Origin of the sequence: Rhizobium tropici CIAT 899, from assembly GCF_000330885.1 — a bacterium.
Lineage (GTDB): Bacteria > Pseudomonadota > Alphaproteobacteria > Rhizobiales > Rhizobiaceae > Rhizobium > Rhizobium tropici.
This window is the reverse complement of record NC_020062.1, coordinates 1,226,598-1,246,360: the sequence shown is the minus strand read 5'-3', so window position 1 is coordinate 1,246,360 and position 19,763 is coordinate 1,226,598. Positions and strand designations below refer to the sequence as shown.

Here is a 19,763-nt window from a genome sequence, read left to right as displayed (position 1 = left end):
GACTACACCCGCAGACAGAAGTTTTTATGAATTTCCTTTGCTCAAAGAAACTGAATAGCCCCGAGATTTGTAGACGCCTTCTTTCCTAATTTTGAGGCAAGAAGAGCATCATGAGCAAATCGAATTTCAGCGAAGAGTTTAAGCGTGACGCGGTGCGCCAGATCACGGAGCGAGGCTATCCGGTTGCGGAGGTCTCGCAGCGCCTCGGCGTCAGCCAGCATTCGCTCTACGAATGGAAAAAGAAGTTTGCTGCGTCGAACACCAAGGGCAACGACGAGGCCGAGGAGATCAGGCGGCTGAAGAAGGAACTGGCTCGCGTCACCGAGGAGCGAGATATCCTAAAAAAAGCGGCCGCGTATTTCGCCAGGGATGCAAAGTGAAGTACGCGTTCATTGCTCTGCATTGCTTGCAGTTTTCGGTGCGGACGATGTGCCGCCTTCTGCGGGTTCATCCCAGTGGGTTTTATGCCTGGCTGAAGAACCCGCTGAGCAGGCGAGCCAGCGAGGACAAGCGACAGACCGACCTGCTCCTGAAGGCATGGGAAGAGAGCGGCAAGGTCTACGGTTATCGCAAGCTGCACGACGACCTTCTCGATTAGGGAGAGACATGTTGCCCGAACCGGGTTGCGCGTCTGACCCGCCTTGCCGGGATCAAGGCGCAGATTGGCTACAAACGCCGTCCCGGCATCCACGGCGGCAGGCCTTCGGTCGTCATCGACAACACGCTCGACCGGCAATTCGACGTGACGGCTCCAGACACTACCTGGGTGACGGACATCACCTACATCCGAACCTGCGAGGGCTTCGCCTATCTTGCCGTCGTCATCGATCTTTATTCGCGTCGTGTGATCGGTTGGGCAATGCAGAGCCGCCAAACCACCGATGTCGTTCTACAGGCTCTGCTTATGGCCGTGTGGCGACGCAAGCCGAAGGAAAAGGTGCTGATCCACTCGGACCAGGGCTCGCAGTTCACCAGCATGGACTGGGCCGCGTTCCTCAGGCATCACAATCTGGTTCATTCCATGAGCCGACGCGGCAACTGCCATGATAACGCGGTGGCCGAGAGCTTCTTCAATCTTCTCAAGCGAGAACGGATACGTCGCAGGGTCTACCGTTCACGCGATGAAGCTCGCCAGGACGTGTTCGACTACATCGAAATGTTCTACAACCCGAAACGCAAACACGTCAGGAACGGGATGCTGTCGCCCGTCGAGTTCGAAAAGCAGCAGAAAATCTAACCCGAGGGCGTCTAGGAAACTCGGGGCTATTCAAAGGCCGATACTATAAGCTATCAAGATTGCTGAAAACAGGTGTCACTACAGAGCAACGAACAGGACCATGAAAATTTGCGTTATTGTGGAGCAGTTCCACGATGTTCTAATTGGGTTTGAGGTGAGCTTTTTTGGCTGCATCATCAGGTCGCTCAGATCAGATGATGCCGACATCACCGTCCTTGTTACTGATCTTTCAAGAGGCAGCTTTGGTCACTATACTGGAGATACGCACGGCTGCCGAGTTGAGTTTCTGTCAGATTTCGCAGCAGCAAAAGACTGTGTTTACCCTCCTGTCGATCATGCATCAAAGGCATATTGCGTTTATTTATTTGTTAAAGAGCGAGGTTTTGAGCAGGTACATTCTACAGATCAGGCGGGAATTGCATTCTATCTGTCTTTAGCAAAGAAGCAGAATTTAATAAACACGGAAATTATAACGTATATCTGCGAGCCGACAAGGCTTCGCAGGAGCGTTACTATGAATGCGCCCGAGATAAACACCCTCGAAGAAGAGACAATGGCGCATCAGCAGCTACTTAACTCAGACATTATAGTTGCGCCAACGAAACATATTGCAAACCTTTATCAGCTGCAACAAAAGAGTCATGATGTTTCTTGCAAGATTCTGTCATTGCGCCGCCCCACACGAAATGAAGATGAAGAGGAGATCGACAAAAATAGAAGTATATCTCGCATAGTATACGCCGGATCTCTTGACAATTGGGGTGGAATCCAATTGTTTTTGGATACGCTAGATGTTTTTCCTGCAGATTTTTCGCCAGACATTATCTTCCTTTCCAGCATATCGACATTTAATTCTGAAAACAGTGCGGGATTTATCCTGCGTAATTTAAGGAGTTACGCAGGCTCTATTATATTCACAGATAGTCTTCGCTTTGATGATTTGTGGAGCTTCTTGGATTCTGAGACCCTTTCCACGGTTTTCGTGTTCCCTTCAAAGTACTTTGTCAATCCCTATCTGGTACTGGAATGCCTTCGTAGATCATTTTCAGTTGTTTCCGTCGTCGGTAACGGAGCAGAAGAGATCTTAAAGGGTGAACGGTGTTGTCAAATTGCAGAGGGCAATCCACCTGCATTGTATCGTGCAATAAAAACCTTGGAATCTAGAAGCGCACAGGTTGGGCAGCTTTCATATTTCTTCGCATTTGAAGAGAACCTCATGCCCCAACCGGCAGTCAGTAGGGCCGGACAACCTTTTATATCTGTGTGCTTGACCCACTACGAACGAACGCGGCTTCTGGATAGAGCGCTCACCTATCTTGCCAGGCAAAGCTACCTGAATTTCGAAGTCATAGTCGTCGACGATGGGAGCCCAAGTTCAGTAACACACAAAGAATTGTCCTTAATAGAGCGACGGAGCTATCCGTTTTCGTTGAGGATTATACGTTCTGAAAACCGATATCTGGGTGCAGCGAGAAACCTCGCGGCATCGCAGGCGCAGGGCGAATATCTTCTGTTTCATGACGATGATAATTTTGCGGAACCTTCTGAACTTGAGCTATTTGTCAAAGCAGCACTTAACTCAAATTCAGAGTTATTAACCAGTCTATTCTTTACATCGTATGATGATGGTCTCTCACCAGACTTAGCTGCGAGAAAGATAGAGATTTTTCCGATAGGTATTGGGGGAGTATTCTCATTTTTCAAGAATAGTTTTGGTGACGCGAACTTTTTCATATTGCGCGACACTTTCTTTCGTTTGGGGGGCTTTACCGAGCTTAGGGACGTTGGTCGGGAGGATTGGGAGTTTCTTATTCGGGCCTGGCTTGCCGACGTTCGCATGGGTGTTGTTCCGGAACCACTGTTTAATTATCGAATAAGTGACGAAGGAATGAGAAACCATGGGAATCTGGCTGCCGATCATGAGCGAATTTATTCGCTGCTCAATCACAATGTCGTCACAGATTTATCAGACCTACTCCGTTATGCCGATCAAAATAGAAAGAAAGAAAATTTTCTAGCTCGCCTTTCCCGGTTGTTACCGGCAGGCCTAAACATAGAATATTTTCGAGCTCTTGGTGACATGGAGCCGAACTCCTTTGACGCGGTTAAAGTGCTCAGCGAGCTTGAGTTAGCAAAGCCGTCTTATGGTCTGCGACTGTATGAATATCCTCATGTGGATCGCTTGGACGCATATGGCCCCGGCCCGCGCAGCGGACTAGATGACTACCTACTTCTGGAAGGCTGGGCAGTTTTGGACGGCGGCCGTTGGCTGCCGGATCGCTTTCGCGTTGGAAAGAATTTGTATCAAGTAATCTCTTTTGTTCGATGCTCCCGAATAGACGTCGCCAATTTATACTTATGCGATGCCGAAGTGGGATTTGCCGCACTAGTGCGCCGACGCCGATCTTTTGTCCGAAGATGGCCTCTGGTTAAATTCGGCAGCTCTTCAAATGTCGATATTCGCGCTAACCTGGACGATCGCTCGAAGAAGTTAATTGGCCACATCGACAAGATTACTAATTATCACCGAAGTCCATTGATGTATCGAAACGAGTGTGTCAGTTGGATTAATGTCCGTACAAGAGACGAATCTTGGATCTTCTTGGGTGATGCTGACAAGGCAGAGAGCATCGTTCCAACGAAAGTGAGGCGGCTACTGATAAATTGCACTCGAAGATTGTCCAGGTACCTCTATACACCTGTTTTGACAGATTGCGCTATCCAATTCGGCTATAAACAACCAAAGGATGCCTTACTTCCTTGGTTCAGATCATGAAATACCTAATTTTAGGCAATGCTCCGGGGCTGGACCCGCGAGCCGCAATAGCAGACGCGGATATTGTAATCCAGATTAACAGCTGCATATACTTGGATGAGGTGTCGGCTTCCAAAACTAAATTTATATTTATTACAAATAGTGGCTATCCTTATGATTTCTCAGAGTACCTTACCGGGTTCTCGAGCAATAAGCTCAAGCCAACTATTGTGGTCGCGCGTAACCCATCTCTATATGAGGTAAAGAGACGGTTTTTATGGAATTTAAATCGATCTATCTCTGAGTATTACGTGACCTATCCTGAGACATTGGAGAGAATTGATCCGTACTTCCCAATGGAATTAGCCTCAGAAGAATGTGGGTGGGAAATAGAGAGGGATCTGGCCGCAAATGGATGCTCTGCATACTATATGCCAAGCACTGGATATATAGCATTTCACTGGATAAAGAAGAAAATATCGGCCAATGATACTGTAGAGTTATTCGGATTTACTCATAAAGGATGGCCGCTTCACCCCTGGAAATACGAGCAGAAGATGATGCATGCATTCGCATATAATTGCCATTGTGACAAACTTCTGCGCAGTTAGAGCATTTTTGATGAACGCGGAGGCGGTGATCTGAACGGATCTGAACCCTTCAAACTAGAGCATGTCCTGCGATCGATGAATCGATTGTGATGTGACGACGCACGCCGAAGCTGATTCAACATCCATGGCGAAGAGGTGGATGATGGGACAAGCACTGAGTGACGATCTTCGAATACGGGTTCTGAAAGCCTCTGCAGTGGGTATGTCAGCTCGGCAGGCTGCAGCTCGATTCGGCGTTGGGATTTCGACAGCGATCCGCTGGATCGCAAGAGCAAAAGAGGGCGAACTGACCTCCCGACCGCAGGGCTGGAGGCGACCATCGGCCGTGGATGCACACGAAGAATTCGTTGTCGCACTGATCGAAGAGCACAAGGATATGACCCTCGATGAAATGGTCGAGCGCTTGTCGGCCGAACGGCAGTTGAACATCAGCCGGAGCGCACTGGGTGCGTGGTTGCGAGGCCGCGGATGGACCTTTAAAAAAAGACCGCACATGCGCTGGAGCAAGATCGACCGGATGTCCTGAAGCGTCGACGTGCCTGGTTCGATGGTCAACTGGACCTCGATCCGGAGAAGCTGATCTTCATCGATGAAACCGGTTTATCCACGAAGATGGCACGCCTACGCGGCCGTGCGCTTAGAGGCGAGCGATGCCGAGCCGGCGTGCCCCACGGACATTGGAAGACAACGACTTTCACTGGCGCGCTGCGCCTCGGCGGAATGACCGCACCGTTTGTCTACGATGGCGCGATAAACGGGAACGTCTTCTTGGCTTATGTAGAGCAGGTGCTGGTGCCAACTCTCGGAACTGGCGACGTGGTCATCATGGATAACCTGCCGGCGCACAAAACAGCAGGTGTTCGCGATGCCATCGAAGGTGCTGGCGCCAAGCTCATGTTCCTCCCGCCCTATAGTCCGGACTTCAACCCTATCGAGAACGCATTCTCCAAATTGAAAGCCATGCTGCGAGGCAGGGCGGAGCGAAAGATTGATGCCCTGTGGGACGCAGTCGGCGCTTTGATACCCCGATTCACTCCCGCAGAATGCGCCAACTACTTCAGGGCCGCTGGATATGACCCGGATTGAACAGGATTTGCTCTAGCTCACATACCCATAAAATAGTTTTAGATTTGAATAGTTTGTGATTCACTGTCTCTGATGGCTGGAGGTAGTGATGGCGCGCTTTGATTTGACGGATTTCGAATGGTCGGTAATTGAGCCTCTCCTGCCGACCAAGGTTCGTGGCAAGGCGCGCGTTGATGGTAACCGGTGTTCCGCTCCCACGTTGTTTTCGCCGCCCTAATTTGTGATCGGCTTTCCATGGACGAGCAACGGGAGTTTCTCCATGGAGAGTAGATTGGAGGTTCTCACGACCAGGAAGTCTGGACGTGAGGTTCACCGGCATTGGCCCGACGAGGTCAAGGCGCAGATCGTTTCGGAGAGCTTGAGACCCGGCGCGATGGTCAATGAAGTGGCAGAACGACATGGTTTGAAGCCGAACCACCTCTCCACCTGGCGGACGATGGCGCGGCAAGGCAAGCTGGTTCTGCCTGCGCCTGAGGATGCGGTGGAGTTCGCAGCGGTAATCGTCGAACCACCTGTTTCGGAACCGCCGATCAAAAAGGCCAGCCGTCCCGAGATCATCGTCGGGTCCGTCACCATCCGTCTGGAAGAAGGCGCATCTGCCGCCCGCATCGCCGCTGTCGCGCGTGCCTGCACGGTTCCGACATGATCTTTCCATCGAACCGCGTCCGGATCATGGTGGCGACAAAGCCCGTCGATTTCCGCAAGGGCCACGATGGCCTTGCCGCGCTGGTCAAGAACGAGCTGCACAAGGACCCTTTTACAGGGACGGTCTTCGTGTTCCGGTCACGGAAAGCAGACCGGCTGAAGCTGATCTATTGGGATGGCACCGGATTGGTGATGGCCTACAAGCGGCTTGAGGAACACACCTTCACCTGGCCAGGCGCCAGGGATGGCCTGATGACGCTGGGTCATGCACAATTCGAGGCGCTGTTTGCCGGGCCCGACTGGCGTCGGGTCCGCGCCGTGGAAGCGAAAGCGCCAGACGCTGTCGAATAGCTGCGGCACGATGACTCGGGCGGCAAATTCCAACGGCGAAGCGACGCTGGTTTTGGTAAGCTTCCACCATGTTGGACGCCACCGATCTTCCCGACGATATTGCTGCTTTGAAGGCGATGCTGATCGCGGCGCAAGCGCGTGAAGTCCGCAAAGACGAGCGGATCGAAAGGCTGGAGTGTCAATCAGCAGGGAACATTGGGTCTGACGCATTTTTGATGAGGATTTCTTTCATATTGCGCCGATCAACCGTGCCTCAAGCAGGTCCAGCTTGGCACGGCCGTACATTTGCCTTTTGACAAGCTTCAGTTTGTTGATCTGTCCTTCGACTTGGCCGTTCGACCAGGGTTCGGTGATGGCCGCTGACACCGCTGCCTTGTCTTTCAGTATTCCGTTGGCGAAGGGGGCGAACAGACTGTCGCGTGCATCAGCGATCCATTGATCGAGTTCTGTCTTGGCCTTCCGTCGGATCATCGTCTGGAAGCGATCAATTAGATTGCGGGCTTCGATCAAGGCGGGAACGCCGGCTTCTATGGCCGCGATGGTGATTGTGTCGGCTTTGCTGAGTTGATCGCGAGCAGTTGTCATCAACCGGGCAATCGTTCTGGCGGATGGCACCTTTTGAAGTTGCTGATCGCAGACCCGCTCAGACCGCCGTCGCCTTGCCGCCCACTCCCCGACGACACGAGAACAACCACGAAAGCCTTTGCATTTTAACTGCCGCCAGAGTTCAGCGCCGTTGTGCTGCCCGGATCTCCAGAGTTCATCTAACAGCGGCAGATAGGCCTCAAGGGAACTTTGTCTGACACGGAACACATCGGTCCTGTGACCGCGGACGATCTGGCGAACTGTTCCGCGGCTATAGCCGGTTTGTCGAACGATTTCCTTTATTGGGACACCATCGGAGGAGAGCTTCCTGATCGTCAAATTCGCATCCTCCCGCCGCAGATAGCTGTCATATTGCAGTCGTTCAGCACACGTGAGCAGCTCAGGATTGATCGTCGTAGCACCAATTGCGGCACGGATTGCTCGCATGGATTTGCGCACGACGTCGAGGAATGCTGCGCTGGCGTTCTCCATCAAATGCCAACGATCTGCGACCTGAATGGCATGCGGTAAAGCCTTAGTGGCAGCTTCACGATAGCCGCCGCCTCGGTCGCGGGAAACGATCGCAATTTCGGGGTGTTGAGCAAGGAAGGTCGAAACTGTCGCGATCTCCCGATCGGGCAGAAGTTTGATAATCCGTCGCTTCTCAAGATCACATACGACGGTGCCATAGCGGTGATTGCGGCGGAAAGCCCAATCGTCAACGCCGACGACGCTGAGCGCATCACGCGGCGCCGCGGATTTTCTTCTTACCGCGCGGATCAGCGTGTCATTGCTAACTGGGATCATCAAGCGTTTGGCAAAGGCTGCTGCAGGCCTCCCTCCCAGAGCCAACCCGAGATGATGCACAACAGTATCAAGCCGAGCAGTTCGACGGCTGCGCTCCGGAACGACAAGCTCTCCAAACCTCTCGACGAAAATTCGACGACGGCAGAATGTCACCTCACAGACAAAGCGCCGTGCCGACAACCGCAGTTGGACCCTGACGCCAGCACAAGGCAAATCGGCAATTATCCGAACGTAGCGGCTATGAACACGATCCGACAGTCGGCTGCATAAAGGGCAGGAACGTCGATCGGCGGCAGCCCGCGCGGAAACAATGATAACCCCGTCGCTCTCGTCGGAACGCTCAACAATCAATCCGGCCGGGATCAGGGATGACAGACGAAATTTGGTCGCCATGGTGCTGATTCCTTTCTCATAACCGCACCAGTTTCGACTGCGAAATCATCAAATATGAGTCAGATCCAATTTTCGCTGCCAAGGAGCGGATTTTTCATCCGGCGATTTCGATGGTGACTCTGTCGCCCGCAGATGGAGCCGATCGCAAGGACGATTTTACGGCAATGCAGGAAAGAAGATTTTGAGCTAACGTGGTAACGTGCTTAGGGAGATACCATGATGAAATTTGTCATGAAATGAAACTTTCGGTTTTGCAAAGCAGCGGCCTGCGCAAGACCAAGCTCTATGAGCAGCTTCACGAGCGATTGAGGGCAGAGATTCTCGCCGGAGCGGTGCCTGAAGGTGTTGTCTTGACCGAGGCCGCCCTTGTCGATCTGGTCGGCAGCAGCCGCGCGCCGGTTCGTCAGGCATTGCAGATGTTGTTCGATGGCGGCCTGATCGCGCGTCTCGAAGGGCGGGGCTTTATCGTTGGCAGGGCGGGGACACCGCCGAAGCGGATCAAGCTCGGCGATTATCTCGGCAAATTGTTCGACGAAGATGGCGATAGGCCGGTATTCGCATGGCAGGCGCTTTACGAGGATGTCGAACGCATCGTCGTCCATCGCTCCTTTTTCGGCCGTTATCGCATCAACGAAAACGAGTTGGCACGGCATTTCGGGGTCGGGCGCGCCGTAGCGCGCGATGTGCTGTTAAGGCTCGAGACGCTTGGCATCACCGAAAAGGACGACAATTTTCGCTGGTCGATCGTCCCGCTCGACAGCCAGCGTATTCGTGACCTCTATGAGGTGCGCGAACAGATCGAGCCTGTGGCGCTCGCAAGCGCCTTGGGCGGGCTTTCCAGAGACCACGTCGACACAATGCTCGCGCGGCTGTCGCAGGCGCTTGCGGATTATCCCGATGTCTCGGCCTCGACCATGTACGAGCTGGAGCTCGATCTTCATCTGCGCAGCCTTCAGGCTTGCCCGAACAAGGAGTTCCTGAGCATCCTGAAGCGGACGCACTGCATCCTTACGCTCAGCAAGCATATCGTCGGCAGTCGCATCAAGAGGCCGGAATACGAGCCCTTCCTGTCGGAGCACGTCGGTGTCTTCAAAATGGTGCAAAACCGAGACGAGGAGGGGCTGCGCAAAGCCATGCGAGATCATATTCGCAACTCGCAACCGAGCGTACAGGCACGCGCCGCCTATATCCGCGAGCAATACCAGCCGGACGAATACCCATTCATCGTCTGATGCGCGGCACCATCAGGTGATGGCGCCGACCTGCCAGGGAACGAATTCATTGTCGCCGTAGTCGAAGGTCTCGCTCAGGGTCTTCTTGCCGGAGGCGACAGCGATGATCTCCTCGAAAATCCGCTCGCCCGCCGCCTCGATCGTATCGTCACCGCTGACGATGTCACCGCAATTGATGTCCATATCCTCGCGCATATGGTTGTACATTTCTGTATTGGTGGCGATCTTGACGCAAGGCGCTGGCTTGAAACCGGAGACGGAGCCTCGGCCCGTCGTGAAGCAGATCACATTGCAGCCGCCGGCAACCTGGCCGGTGACGGCGACAGGATCGTAGCCCGGCGTGTCCATGAAGACAAAACCGGGTTCGTCGACGATCTCAGAATATTCATAGACGGCTTTGAGCGGCATGGAGCCGCCCTTGGCGACGGCCCCGAGCGACTTTTCGAGGATCGTCGTCAATCCGCCGAGCTTATTGCCATAGGACGGATTGTTGTTGAGTTCCGCTCCGTTGCGGCGGGTATAATCGCGCCACCAGTCGATTCTGGAGAGCAGCTTTTCGGCGACCGCGGGCGTAACCGCTCTGCGCGTCAGCAGATGTTCCGCACCATAGATCTCCGGCGTTTCCGCCAGAACCGAGGTGCCGCCATTGCGCACGAGGAGATCGGAGGCATAGCCGAGCGCCGGATTGGCCGAAATGCCTGAATATCCATCGGAGCCTCCGCATTCCAGGGCGAGCTTGATGCCGGAAAGCGGCTGGACGGTGCGGGTGGCGGAATTGACCTCCGGCAGCATGTCCTTGATCATTTCGGATGCGGCGGCGATCGTCTTGCGGGTGCCGCCGAGATCCTGGATCGTCATGGTGCGCAACCGGTTTCCTTCTTCCAGCTTGTAATGCTCCAGAATGGGCGCGATCTGATTGGTTTCGCAGCCAAGCCCGATCATGAGGATACCGCCGAAATTCGGATGCCGCGCATAGCCCTGGAGGGTACGGGCCAGATAGCGGTAGCCCTCCGACTGCGTGCTGACGGCACAGCCGCCGCCGTGGGTCAGTGCCACGACGCCATCGACATTGTCGAAGCCCTCGAGCCCGCCGGTGCGATTGAAATGTTCGGCGATATATTTCGAGACGGTTGCCGAGCAATTGACCGTCGTGATGATGCCGATGAAATTACGCGTTCCGACGCCGCCGGCGCCGCGGTCAAAGCCCATGAAGGTCCGGCAGTCCTCGCGCGGCAGCATGCCGGTCTCTTCGATATCGACACTGAACTGATAGGGATGGTCGGATTCGATCACGGCCAGGTTCTGCAGATGGACGTGGCCCCCGGCCGGAATGAACTGTGTCGCGACGCCGATCGGCTGGCCGAATTTGCGGATCTCCTGGCCTGCCTGAATGTCGCGAACGGCCACCTTGTGGCCCCGCGGGATCTGGTCTGCGGTAATCAAGCCGTCGATGCCGGTCGGGCTGCCGGCGCGGATCATCACGCGAGCGACCGCAACATCGTCAATAGGGTTGAGCAGGATGACAGGCGAAACGGCGGGCATGGGAAGTTCCGTATGGTTGGATTAATGTCTATTGCTAGCAATAGACAATTATTCGATGGACGACGTCAAGTAAGATCGACGTCGGTGGGTGAGGCTTGTTTTCAGTCGCGTGGTTGGCGCGCCACCCAAGCGGAAAGATCGGCTTCCGCACGTTCGAGCGCGCTGTGGTTGAGCAGTTTTCTTAAGAAGGCCACGGCAACCGCGCGCGCTCTCAGATTGAAACGGCCATCATCATCCTGACCGCCGAGCGGCTGATAGACGCCGAGTTTCACATAGAGCTGCTGCAATCGGTTCTGGACGCTGCGGACCGAGAGATTGCGCCTCTGGGCGATCGCGCGATCGGTCAATCCAAGAGCGATATCGATCAGAATCTCATATTCGGCCTCGGTGAACCCGTTGACATTGCCGAGGCTCTTTTGCTGCATGCCGCGCACTTCGCGGTCGATCACGCACTGGCTTTCGATGAAGATGCTGCGAAGCGCCAGCTTCAGGCGGTCGTCCGAGGCCGATTTCAGGACATAGCCATAGACGGCCCCGGCGGGCACGATGCGCGAAACGCCGCGAACATAGGCCTCGTCCGAATAGTTCGACCAGAAAAGGATGCGCGTCTCCGGTCGCTCCTTCCAGATCGTGCGGGCCGCCTCGATGCCATTGCGCTGGCTCATCTGCAGATCCATGACGATATGAGAGGATCTCAAATCCCGCGCCAACCGTTCGCCCGTATTGCCATTTTCCGCCTCCAGCACGCCATCGCATTCGGGGAGTGCGGCGCGGATCGCTTCATTGAGATAGGAGCGATGGAGCGGATCGTCCTCGATGATCAGAACCTTCATGCGGCAGCTCCTCCGGCCGTTTGCGCGATGGCAGGCAGGCTGACACTGACGATCGTTCCACCGGAGGCAGCTGCCGCCTTGATCGTGAAGCGCGCTGAAATCAGCCGTGCTCGCGTGCGCATGTTTTCGATACCGCCGCCCGATAATCTGCGGGTATTTCCAAGTCCGACACCGTCATCGACGACATCAATGGTGACCGCACCCTCGGCCGCTTTCAGATGAACCGCGATGCTCTCAGCCTGGGCATGGCGAATGGCGTTGTTGATGGCCTCCTGCGCGATGCGGAACAGGGCAATCGACACCGATTGTTCAAGGCAGTCGATCGCGCCGCCGGTCTCGTCGTTCAATGTCCAGGACAAAGTCGCGCCACTTTCCTGGATCGACCGTTCGAGATGGTTCTCGATCGCCTGCGCGAAGCCGAATAGTTGAAGGACCGAGGGCTTGGCCTCCTCGATGATCTGGCGAAGATCGTGCATGCTGTGCTGCAAACCGCGAAAGAGCGGCTCCAGCGCTTCACCGGTGACATCGGGCTGGCGGGCAAGCCGTTCCAGCCGTCGGGAGAGACGGGTCAGATCGGCGAGAATCTGGTCGTGCAGGTCCATGCCAATGCGCTGGCGTTCCGCCTCCAGCGCCTCGGTCAGTTTCAGGGCGCCAAGGCGAAGGCCCTCTTCGCGGGCCCGAGCCTCGGCCTCGACGATCGCCGACCGTTTGGCCTGGTCGGCGGCGCGGATTGCAAAGAAGTGAGGTGCGAGGAGATCGGCAATCACGCGGGCACTTTCGATATCCTGCATGGTGTAGAGGCCGGTCTGGTGACTGGAGCAGGACAGGGCGCCGATGATATGACCCTGAACTTTAAGGGGCACGTGCAGACGGCTATGCAGCGATTGATGAAAGATCGGGTGCGAGAAAGAACCCTGAAAATGGAATTGGGGATCGCTCCAGGCATCGCCGGTTAAGAGGTAATCGGTCTCGCCCCAGAGAAGCGTGCGGATGGGGCTGTTGCTGACGGGTGCGGGAAAGCGGCGACCCCAATCCGTTTCCAGGCCGCTCTCGTAGGCTGTATGAAATTGCTCGTCCATCAGGATGATGCAGACGTCGAGATGGTCATGCGGGATAACATGGCTGATTTCGGCAGCGACGGCCTGGATGACCGAGTGAAAATCGAGCTGACCCGCAAGAAGCCTCGATATGTTGAGATAGTGGTCGAAGACCGATTGCGGCGCCAGATCGCGCAAGGACAAGCCCTCCCAGGCAAAGCGCCGACCTCTGCTCCTCCGGCCGCGCAGCATGCAAATTTCCGACGCTATTAAGCGCCGATCCGAGCGATCCGTCTTGCGGACTTGCGCATCTTTTCTGCGGGATCCCGCAAGGTCTCGCCCTTTAAGCGCCTGTACAAGCGTCACAATCTCGGACATCCTGTTTCTACTGACAGGGTAACCTTCAGTGCAAATATTATTTTCGATCGTTCGTTGAGGAGCGCGCTCGGAAATCTTGGCCTGGAAGATGAAGTACAGGCGCTTTGGGAGGAAAAAATGAATATTGCCAAGATGCTTATGGCATCCGCCGTCATCGCTTGCGTTGCCGCGCCGGGTGCTGCCCTTGCAGATACGTCATCCAAGAAAATTGCCTTGTCGAACAATTATGCCGGCAACTCCTGGCGCCAGGCCATGTTGACGAGTTGGCAGAAGGTAACGGGCGAAGCGGTCAAGGCCGGTGTCGTTGCCGCGGCCGATCCGTTCACGACGGCTGAAAACCAGGCAACCGAGCAGGCCGCCCAGATTCAGAACATGATCCTGCAGGGCTATGATGCGATCGTCATCGATGCTGCCTCGCCGACGGCGCTGAACGGCGCGATCAAGGAAGCCTGCGATGCCAAGATCGTCGTCGTTTCCTTCGACGGCATCGTCACCGAACCCTGCGCCTGGCGCATCGCCGTCGATTTCAAGGGCATGGGTGCCAGCCAGATCGAATATCTTGCCAAGAAGATGCCTAAGGGCGGCAACGTGCTCGAAATCCGCGGGCTTGCCGGCGTCTCCGTCGATGACGAGATCTCAGCCGGTATCCATGCGGCTGCCGCCAAATATCCGCAGTTCAAGATTGTCGGTTCGGTTCACGGCGACTGGGCTCAGGATGTCGCCCAGCGCGCCGTCGCCGGCATTCTGCCGAGCCTTCCCGATATTGCCGCGGTCGTGACCCAGGGCGGTGACGGCTATGGTGCGGCACAGGCTTTTGCCGCCGCCAAGCGCCCCATGCCGACGATCGTCATGGGCAACCGCCAGGATGAACTTGCCTGGTGGAAGAAGGAGAAGGATGCCGGCGGCTACGAGACCATGTCGGTCTCGATCGCACCCGGCGTCTCCACGCTCGCCTTCTGGGTCGCCCAGCAGATTCTGGACGGCAAAGAGGTGAAGAAGGACCTGGTCGTTCCATTCCTGCGCATCGATCAGGACAATCTCGAAACCAACCTTGCCAACACGCAGGCCGGCGGTGTCGCGAATGTCGAATATACGCTCGACGACGCCAAGAAGGTGATCGCCGCGGCGAAATAACCGATATCTGTAAGCCGTTAAGACGGGCGCCGCCGCTAAAGAGGCGGCGCCCGCCGATGCAACGCCCGACCCGGACGATCCATGATTGCAGCCAAAGACAATACTTTGAAGAGACAGGATGCCGGCCCGCAGGCCGTCGTCTCCGCCCGTGGCATCAAGGTGCATTTCGGTGCCGTAAAGGCGCTCGACGGCGCCGATCTGACGGTTCTGGCAGGCGAGTGCATCGGGCTTGTTGGCCATAATGGTGCCGGCAAGTCGACGATCGTCAACGTCATCAACGGCGGCCTCAGCCCGCACGAGGGCAGCGTCACCTATGAGGGAGACGACAGCGTGCACGGCATCAACGCAGCGCGCGCCCACGGGATACGCTGCGTCTTTCAGGAATTGTCGCTCGCGCCGAATCTCACCGTCGTCGAGAACATGCGGGTGGTCCATCGCGGTCTTGCCGGCTGGAACTGGCGGCGGCAGGCGGCGGCAATTGTTCGCGCCAAGCTCGACGAAATTTTCGCCGGTCACAGGATCGACGTCATGCGGACCGTCGGCGAACTCTCGATCGCCGAGCGGCAGATGGTAGAGATCGCGATCACCTTTTGTGCCGTCGGCGAGACGCCGAAGCTAGTCATCCTCGATGAGCCGACCTCATCCCTCGATGCTGGACTTGCCGCCCAGTTGATGGCCTATGTGCGCAGCTTCGTGCAAGCAGGCGGTGCGGTCATGCTGATCTCGCATATTCTTGGCGAGATCCTTTCGACCGCAAGCCGAATTCTGGTCATGAAGGATGGCCGAGTCGTCGCCGATCGCATCGCTCAGGACTTCACCGTTCATAGCCTGGTCCTGGCAATGGGCAGTGTCGTCAAGGAGCAGGACCGCTCGCGCAGGGGCGGGGAAGGCGCCGCATCGTCTCCTCTGCTTGCACTGCCGGCGCGAGGGGGAAGGGGCCTTGGCTTCAATGCCCGCAAGGGCGAAGTGATAGGGCTTGCCGGGCTCGCCGGCCATGGCCAGACCGACATGCTGCTCGATCTTCATCGCTCGCTTTCGCACAACTGGCTGCCGGGCAGGCAAGGCAATATCGCCTTCGTCGCGGGCGACCGCAGCTTGAACGGCACCTTCCCGCTTTGGAGCATCCTGAAAAACCTCAGCATTGCCTCGCTCAGCGATTTTTCGCGTCTGTCGGTCGTCGATCGCGGGCGCGAGGATCGCCTCGGTGCCGACTGGAAGGGCCGTATCGAAATCCGTACGCCGACGATGGCGAACGGCATCTTGTCCCTGTCCGGCGGCAATCAGCAGAAGGTGCTGTTCGCCCGCGCCTTGGCGACGACCGCGCCGATCGTGCTGATGGACGATCCCATGCGCGGTGTCGATATCGGTACCAAACAGGAGGTCTACAGGATCTTGAGTGACGAGGCTTCGTCCAGCCGGACATTTATCTGGTATTCGACGGAAATGGACGAGATCCGGCTCTGCGACCGCGCCTATGTCTTTCGCGACGGCGCCATCGTCGCCGAGCTGGTTGGAGAGGACATCACGGAGGAAAATGTGCTGGCGGCTTCCTTTGCCGGGGAGGGCGCATGAGCCGTCCGTCCTCCGCTACCCTGCGCCTGCTTATCCCGGCGCTATCGCTTGCTGTCCTGCTCGCTGCGGTCTTTTATCTGCAGCCGCGCGCCATGAGCTATGTCGGCCTCAATCTGCTTTTCAATCTCGCCGTACCGATTGCTTTGGCGACGATTGCGCAGATGATGATCATGTCGGTCAACGATCTTGACCTTTCGATGGGGACCTTCGTCAGCTTCACGGCCTGTGTGGCGGCGACCTATCTGCAATCTGCCCCGCTCATCGGTATCCTTATTCTGGCGGCTGCGATTGCAGTCTATGCTGCAATCGGCATCGTCATCTATATCAGGGATCTGCCGTCGATCGTGGTGACGCTCGGCATGAGCTTCGTTTGGGGTGGCCTGGCTGTCCTGCTGCTGCCGGCGCCGGGCGGCACTGCGCCCGATTGGGCGCGCTGGCTGATGACTTCGAAGCCGCCGCTTGTCCCCATTGCGATCATAGCCAGCATCCTCATCGCGCTGTTTGCCCATCTGATCGTCATGCGCTCCTCCTTCGGGGTGCTGATCCGCGGCGTCGGCGGCAATCAGCGGTCGTTGCAGCGGGCTGGCTGGTCCGTCGTCCGCCTGCGTGCCGCGGCCTATGCGCTGGCGGGCCTCTTCGCCGTATTGGCCGGCATTGCCCTGGTTGGGCTCACCACTTCGGCGGATGCGAATATCGCGCTGCGCTATACGTTGCTGTCGATCGCCGGCGTTATCCTCGGTGGTGGAGAGTTTACCGGCGGCCGCGTCTCGCCGGTGGGTGCCGTCATCGGTGCGCTGACACTCACCCTGGCGGGCTCCTTCCTGTCGTTTCTGCGGATATCGCCCGACTGGCAGATCGGCGCGCAGGGCGCGATCCTGATCATCGTGCTTGCCCTCCGGCTCTTGCTCAATCGCGTCGAAAAGCGGGAGAAACAATCATGATCGCGCTTGCCACGTTTCGCCGCAAACCCTGGATCTGGTCGTTCATCGCGGCAATCGCGGTGTGGATCATCACCGTTCTCTTCACCGGCGGCGCCAGTTCCATCGGCCTGTCGCAGGCGGCACTCACCTTTGCGGCATTCTCGGTCATTGTCGGCATCGGGCAGATGTTCGTCATCACGCTCGGACCGGGCAATATCGATCTTTCCGTACCGGCCACCATGACGCTCGCCGGTACGATCGCGCTGAAACTCATGAATGTCGAAGACGGCATGATCGTGCCAGGCCTGCTGGTGTCGGTCGTCATCGGCCTTGGCATTGGTCTCGGCAATTATGCCCTGATCAAGCTGCTGCGCATTCCGCCGATCATTGCGACACTCTCTATGAGCTTCATCATTCAGTCGACTGCCATCTGGAGCAATCGCGGCCTGCGGATCAAGCCGCCAGAATATCTGGCCGAGTTCACGACATCGGGGGTGTTCGGCATACCGAATGTCGCCATCGTCGCCCTGCTGCTATCGGCGCTTGCCTGGATTCTCCTGGAAAAAACGATCTATGGGCGCTGGATCTCGGCGATCGGCCAGAGCATGTTCGCGGCGCGAATGGCCGGCATTCCCGTCGACGGAACGCGTCTTGCGACTTATGTGCTCTGCGCCATCCTCGCCTCGATCTGTGGCTATCTGCTCGCGAGCTTCTCCGGCGGCGCAGCCCTCAACATGGGCGCGGAATATTTGCTGATGTCGATTGCCGTCGTCATCATCGGCGGCACGGCGGTTGCCGGCGGCGACTCGAACGTACCGGGCATCTGGGGCGCCTCGCTGTTCATGTTTCTGGTCGTCTCCATGCTGAACACTTACGGTTTCGGCGCAGGCCCAAGGCTTGTTCTGACCGGCCTGATCATTATTGCCGTCATTCTCGTTGCCGGCGGTCGCCCCGCTGGCGGGCGCTGACACTTTTCTCCCAAGACCCCTACAGGAAAACTGCGATGCCGACCGACGCCTCCATTTACGAAATCTACGACACGCGCTTCCGCAATCTGATCGTCCCGAGCGCCGGCCTGGAGGAGCTTTACTCGGATTGCCGTTGGGCCGAGGGGCCGGTCTGGTTTGCCGATGCCGGATGCCTGATCTGGAGCGACATTCCCAACGAGCGCATGCTGCGCTGGGTGCCGGGCGGGAATGTCTCGATCTTTCGCGCGCCCTCGAACTTTGCCAACGGCAATACGCGCGATCGCCAAGGGCGGTTGATATCCTGCGAACATGGCGGCCGCCGTGTCACACGCACGGAGATCGACGGCTCCATCACTGTTCTTGCCGACAGTTATAAGGGCAAGCGCCTGAATTCACCCAACGACGTGATCGTCCGCTCGGACGGAACGATCTGGTTTACCGACCCGACCTACGGCATTCTCTCCAATTACGAGGGTTACAAGGCGGAGCCGGAGCAGCCGACCCGCAACGTCTACCGCCTCGATCCGGCCACCGGCGAGTTGGATGTGGTAGCGGACGATTTCCGCCAGCCGAACGGCTTGGCCTTTTCCCCGGACGAGACGAAGCTCTATGTTGCCGACTCCGCCGCAAGCCACGACGTCAGCGCCCCCCGCCACATTCGTGTCTTCGATGTTGTGGATGGCAAGAAACTCGCGAACGCCCAGGTCTTCTGCAACATCGACACCGGCATCCCGGACGGCTTCCGAGCCGACATCGACGGCAATATCTGGACAAGCGCCGGCGACGGCATTCATTGTTTTGCGGCTGATGGGGCTTTGATCGGCAAGATCAAGATACCGCAGACGGTCGCCAATCTCACGTTCGGCGGCTCGAAGCGGAACCAGCTTTTCGTTGCTGCAACGCGCTCGCTGTATCGTGTCTTTACGACCGCCACTGGGGTGCAGATGCCTTAAGTGGGTGTTCCAAGCACCACCGTCGTTGGCGAGCATACGCCATGATGGCGTCAATGCGCGGGTTGTGGCGTTTGAGTTTCGAAGATTCCAGGCGCCTTATTTCCAAGTCCATCGTCGCCGACGGATAGAATCTGTATGACGATCTTGCTGGAAATTCCGCCGGAGGCAATGTCGTTCGGGCGAAGAGTATTCGCACTCTCCTTTATTGTGTTATGTTAAATTAACATACTCAAGCCAAGCAACATAAAACTGGAGGGTTATTCTGCATGCGCACTTACGAACCATCTGAGTTTATTTCACAGTTGGCTGCCAATCAGCTTATTGAACCCGTTGATTTAACACTATATGGATTGGTTAAGGTTGATGAAAACGACAGCTCTGTTCTGTGTTTTTCATCTTCGTTGTCGTGTGAGCAGTGGATATCAATCCCTGTTTCTTTGATCTCGTCTGTTGCACATGTTCGCAACGTGAAATGCAAAGATCACCAACATCCGCTTGCAAAGATTACACTTGCTGAGCCCAACAAAGAGGATGTCTCGGCTGTTCTTTTCATGCAGCTATTCGCTCAGGCCAGAGCGAATGCGCCCGCAACCCGAACGGTAACATCCAGTAAGAATCGTGCCCGGCAGGCTTGCGAAGTCCTTACATTCGATGATGTGCCCTACCTCTGCTGTGACGGAGAATGTTGGATATTGCTCTGATTAATGTCAGGTAATTTGAGCGG

16 protein-coding genes and 2 pseudogenes are annotated in these 19,763 nt (G+C 56.4%); 14 read left to right on the top strand and 4 right to left on the bottom strand.

Features of this window, described 5'->3' with window-relative positions:
• Positions 1-110: 110 nt before the first annotated feature.
• The 7 genes and pseudogenes from RTCIAT899_RS27820 to tnpB all read left to right on the top strand — a co-directional run bounded on the left by RTCIAT899_RS27820 (position 111) and on the right by tnpB (position 6,685).
• A pseudogene (locus RTCIAT899_RS27820) lies at positions 111-1,237 on the top strand (IS3 family transposase).
• 100 nt (positions 1,238-1,337) lie between these two features.
• Positions 1,338-4,013, top strand: coding sequence for a glycosyltransferase family 2 protein (locus tag RTCIAT899_RS31790; protein ID WP_015343177.1), 2,676 nt, complete (start codon positions 1,338-1,340; stop codon positions 4,011-4,013).
• Entirely contained in the window at positions 3,998-4,603 is a 606-nt protein-coding gene (locus RTCIAT899_RS27805; RefSeq protein ID WP_135488187.1) for a hypothetical protein, read from the top strand. The genes RTCIAT899_RS31790 and RTCIAT899_RS27805 overlap by 16 nt, the downstream gene beginning before the upstream one ends.
• Before the next feature lie 142 nt (positions 4,604-4,745).
• A protein-coding gene (locus RTCIAT899_RS32715) for an IS630 family transposase (RefSeq protein WP_197923097.1) occupies positions 4,746-5,689 on the top strand; the annotation gives its coding sequence in 2 pieces (ribosomal slippage) (positions 4,746-5,082 and positions 5,082-5,689; 945 coding nt in all).
• An 88-nt stretch (positions 5,690-5,777) separates the two neighbouring features.
• Positions 5,778-5,873: pseudogene (locus tag RTCIAT899_RS33390) on the top strand (IS5/IS1182 family transposase); the annotation flags it as partial.
• A gap of 75 nt (positions 5,874-5,948) precedes the next feature.
• Positions 5,949-6,335 carry an IS66-like element accessory protein TnpA gene (gene tnpA / locus RTCIAT899_RS33385; RefSeq protein ID WP_015343173.1) on the top strand — a complete coding sequence of 129 codons (387 nt, stop codon included), beginning with the start codon at positions 5,949-5,951 and terminating at the stop codon, positions 6,333-6,335.
• Positions 6,332-6,685 carry an IS66 family insertion sequence element accessory protein TnpB gene (tnpB, locus tag RTCIAT899_RS33380; RefSeq protein ID WP_015343172.1) on the top strand — a complete coding sequence of 118 codons (354 nt, stop codon included), beginning with the start codon at positions 6,332-6,334 and terminating at the stop codon, positions 6,683-6,685. Before tnpA ends, tnpB begins: the two co-directional genes overlap by 4 nt.
• A 228-nt stretch (positions 6,686-6,913) precedes the next feature.
• Here the strand turns inward: tnpB and RTCIAT899_RS27780 are convergent, their stop codons facing one another.
• Complete coding sequence (locus tag RTCIAT899_RS27780; protein ID WP_015343171.1) at positions 6,914-8,470, bottom strand: ISL3 family transposase; 1,557 nt, start codon at positions 8,468-8,470, stop codon at positions 6,914-6,916.
• Between the two features lie 236 nt (positions 8,471-8,706).
• On the opposite strand from RTCIAT899_RS27780, the gene RTCIAT899_RS27775 reads away from it, so the two are divergent.
• Positions 8,707-9,702 carry a GntR family transcriptional regulator gene (locus RTCIAT899_RS27775; protein WP_015343170.1) on the top strand — a complete coding sequence of 332 codons (996 nt, stop codon included), beginning with the start codon at positions 8,707-8,709 and terminating at the stop codon, positions 9,700-9,702.
• Between the two features lie 12 nt (positions 9,703-9,714).
• On the opposite strand, the gene RTCIAT899_RS27770 is transcribed toward RTCIAT899_RS27775, so the two are convergent.
• The 3 genes from RTCIAT899_RS27770 to RTCIAT899_RS27760 all read right to left on the bottom strand — a co-directional run bounded on the left by RTCIAT899_RS27770 (position 9,715) and on the right by RTCIAT899_RS27760 (position 13,312).
• The gene (locus RTCIAT899_RS27770; RefSeq protein ID WP_015343169.1) at positions 9,715-11,244 is read right to left on the bottom strand and encodes a UxaA family hydrolase; all 1,530 of its coding nucleotides are present in this window, start codon (positions 11,242-11,244) and stop codon (positions 9,715-9,717) included.
• A 101-nt stretch (positions 11,245-11,345) separates the two neighbouring features.
• Positions 11,346-12,077 carry a response regulator transcription factor gene (locus RTCIAT899_RS27765; RefSeq protein WP_015343168.1) on the bottom strand — a complete coding sequence of 244 codons (732 nt, stop codon included), beginning with the start codon at positions 12,075-12,077 and terminating at the stop codon, positions 11,346-11,348.
• Complete coding sequence (locus tag RTCIAT899_RS27760; protein WP_041678426.1) at positions 12,074-13,312, bottom strand: GAF domain-containing sensor histidine kinase; 1,239 nt, start codon at positions 13,310-13,312, stop codon at positions 12,074-12,076. Before RTCIAT899_RS27760 ends, RTCIAT899_RS27765 begins: the two co-directional genes overlap by 4 nt.
• A 297-nt stretch (positions 13,313-13,609) precedes the next feature.
• Between RTCIAT899_RS27760 and RTCIAT899_RS27755 the strand changes: the two genes are divergently transcribed.
• The 6 genes from RTCIAT899_RS27755 (at position 13,610) to RTCIAT899_RS32705 (ending at position 19,740) form a co-directional block, all read left to right on the top strand.
• Positions 13,610-14,626 carry an ABC transporter substrate-binding protein gene (locus tag RTCIAT899_RS27755; protein WP_041678211.1) on the top strand — a complete coding sequence of 339 codons (1,017 nt, stop codon included), beginning with the start codon at positions 13,610-13,612 and terminating at the stop codon, positions 14,624-14,626.
• A gap of 81 nt (positions 14,627-14,707) precedes the next feature.
• Positions 14,708-16,198: an ATP-binding cassette domain-containing protein gene (locus tag RTCIAT899_RS27750; RefSeq protein WP_015343165.1), complete on the top strand. Its 1,491-nt coding sequence runs from the start codon at positions 14,708-14,710 to the stop codon at positions 16,196-16,198.
• Positions 16,195-17,139, top strand: coding sequence for an ABC transporter permease (locus tag RTCIAT899_RS27745; RefSeq protein ID WP_015343164.1), 945 nt, complete (start codon positions 16,195-16,197; stop codon positions 17,137-17,139). The genes RTCIAT899_RS27750 and RTCIAT899_RS27745 overlap by 4 nt, the downstream gene beginning before the upstream one ends.
• On the top strand, positions 17,136-18,086 hold the full coding sequence (locus RTCIAT899_RS27740; RefSeq protein ID WP_015343163.1) for an ABC transporter permease: 951 nt from the start codon (positions 17,136-17,138) through the stop codon (positions 18,084-18,086). Before RTCIAT899_RS27745 ends, RTCIAT899_RS27740 begins: the two co-directional genes overlap by 4 nt.
• Before the next feature lie 35 nt (positions 18,087-18,121).
• Complete coding sequence (locus RTCIAT899_RS27735) at positions 18,122-19,039, top strand: SMP-30/gluconolactonase/LRE family protein (protein ID WP_015343162.1); 918 nt, start codon at positions 18,122-18,124, stop codon at positions 19,037-19,039.
• Positions 19,040-19,305: 266 nt separating this feature from the next.
• Positions 19,306-19,740, top strand: a complete 435-nt coding sequence (locus RTCIAT899_RS32705; RefSeq protein ID WP_081598459.1) for a hypothetical protein — start codon at positions 19,306-19,308, stop codon at positions 19,738-19,740.
• The last annotated feature ends 23 nt before the right edge of the window (positions 19,741-19,763 follow it).

Excerpts from the sequence above, each read along its gene's own strand:
- RTCIAT899_RS27755 (WP_041678211.1), top strand. The coding sequence starts at position 13,610 with ATGAATATTGCCAAGATGCTTATGGCATCCGCCGTCATCGCTTGCGTT.
- RTCIAT899_RS27745 (WP_015343164.1), top strand. The coding sequence starts at position 16,195 with ATGAGCCGTCCGTCCTCCGCTACCCTGCGCCTGCTTATCCCGGCGCTA.
- RTCIAT899_RS27740 (WP_015343163.1), top strand. The coding sequence starts at position 17,136 with ATGATCGCGCTTGCCACGTTTCGCCGCAAACCCTGGATCTGGTCGTTC.
- RTCIAT899_RS32705 (WP_081598459.1), top strand. The coding sequence starts at position 19,306 with ATGCGCACTTACGAACCATCTGAGTTTATTTCACAGTTGGCTGCCAAT.
- RTCIAT899_RS27780 (WP_015343171.1), bottom strand. The coding sequence starts at position 8,470 with ATGGCGACCAAATTTCGTCTGTCATCCCTGATCCCGGCCGGATTGATT.
- RTCIAT899_RS27775 (WP_015343170.1), top strand. The coding sequence starts at position 8,707 with ATGAAACTTTCGGTTTTGCAAAGCAGCGGCCTGCGCAAGACCAAGCTC.
- RTCIAT899_RS27770 (WP_015343169.1), bottom strand. The coding sequence starts at position 11,244 with ATGCCCGCCGTTTCGCCTGTCATCCTGCTCAACCCTATTGACGATGTT.
- tnpB (WP_015343172.1), top strand. The coding sequence starts at position 6,332 with ATGATCTTTCCATCGAACCGCGTCCGGATCATGGTGGCGACAAAGCCC.
- RTCIAT899_RS27765 (WP_015343168.1), bottom strand. The coding sequence starts at position 12,077 with ATGAAGGTTCTGATCATCGAGGACGATCCGCTCCATCGCTCCTATCTC.
- tnpA (WP_015343173.1), top strand. The coding sequence starts at position 5,949 with ATGGAGAGTAGATTGGAGGTTCTCACGACCAGGAAGTCTGGACGTGAG.
- RTCIAT899_RS27750 (WP_015343165.1), top strand. The coding sequence starts at position 14,708 with ATGATTGCAGCCAAAGACAATACTTTGAAGAGACAGGATGCCGGCCCG.
- RTCIAT899_RS27735 (WP_015343162.1), top strand. The coding sequence starts at position 18,122 with ATGCCGACCGACGCCTCCATTTACGAAATCTACGACACGCGCTTCCGC.
- RTCIAT899_RS31790 (WP_015343177.1), top strand. The coding sequence starts at position 1,338 with ATGAAAATTTGCGTTATTGTGGAGCAGTTCCACGATGTTCTAATTGGG.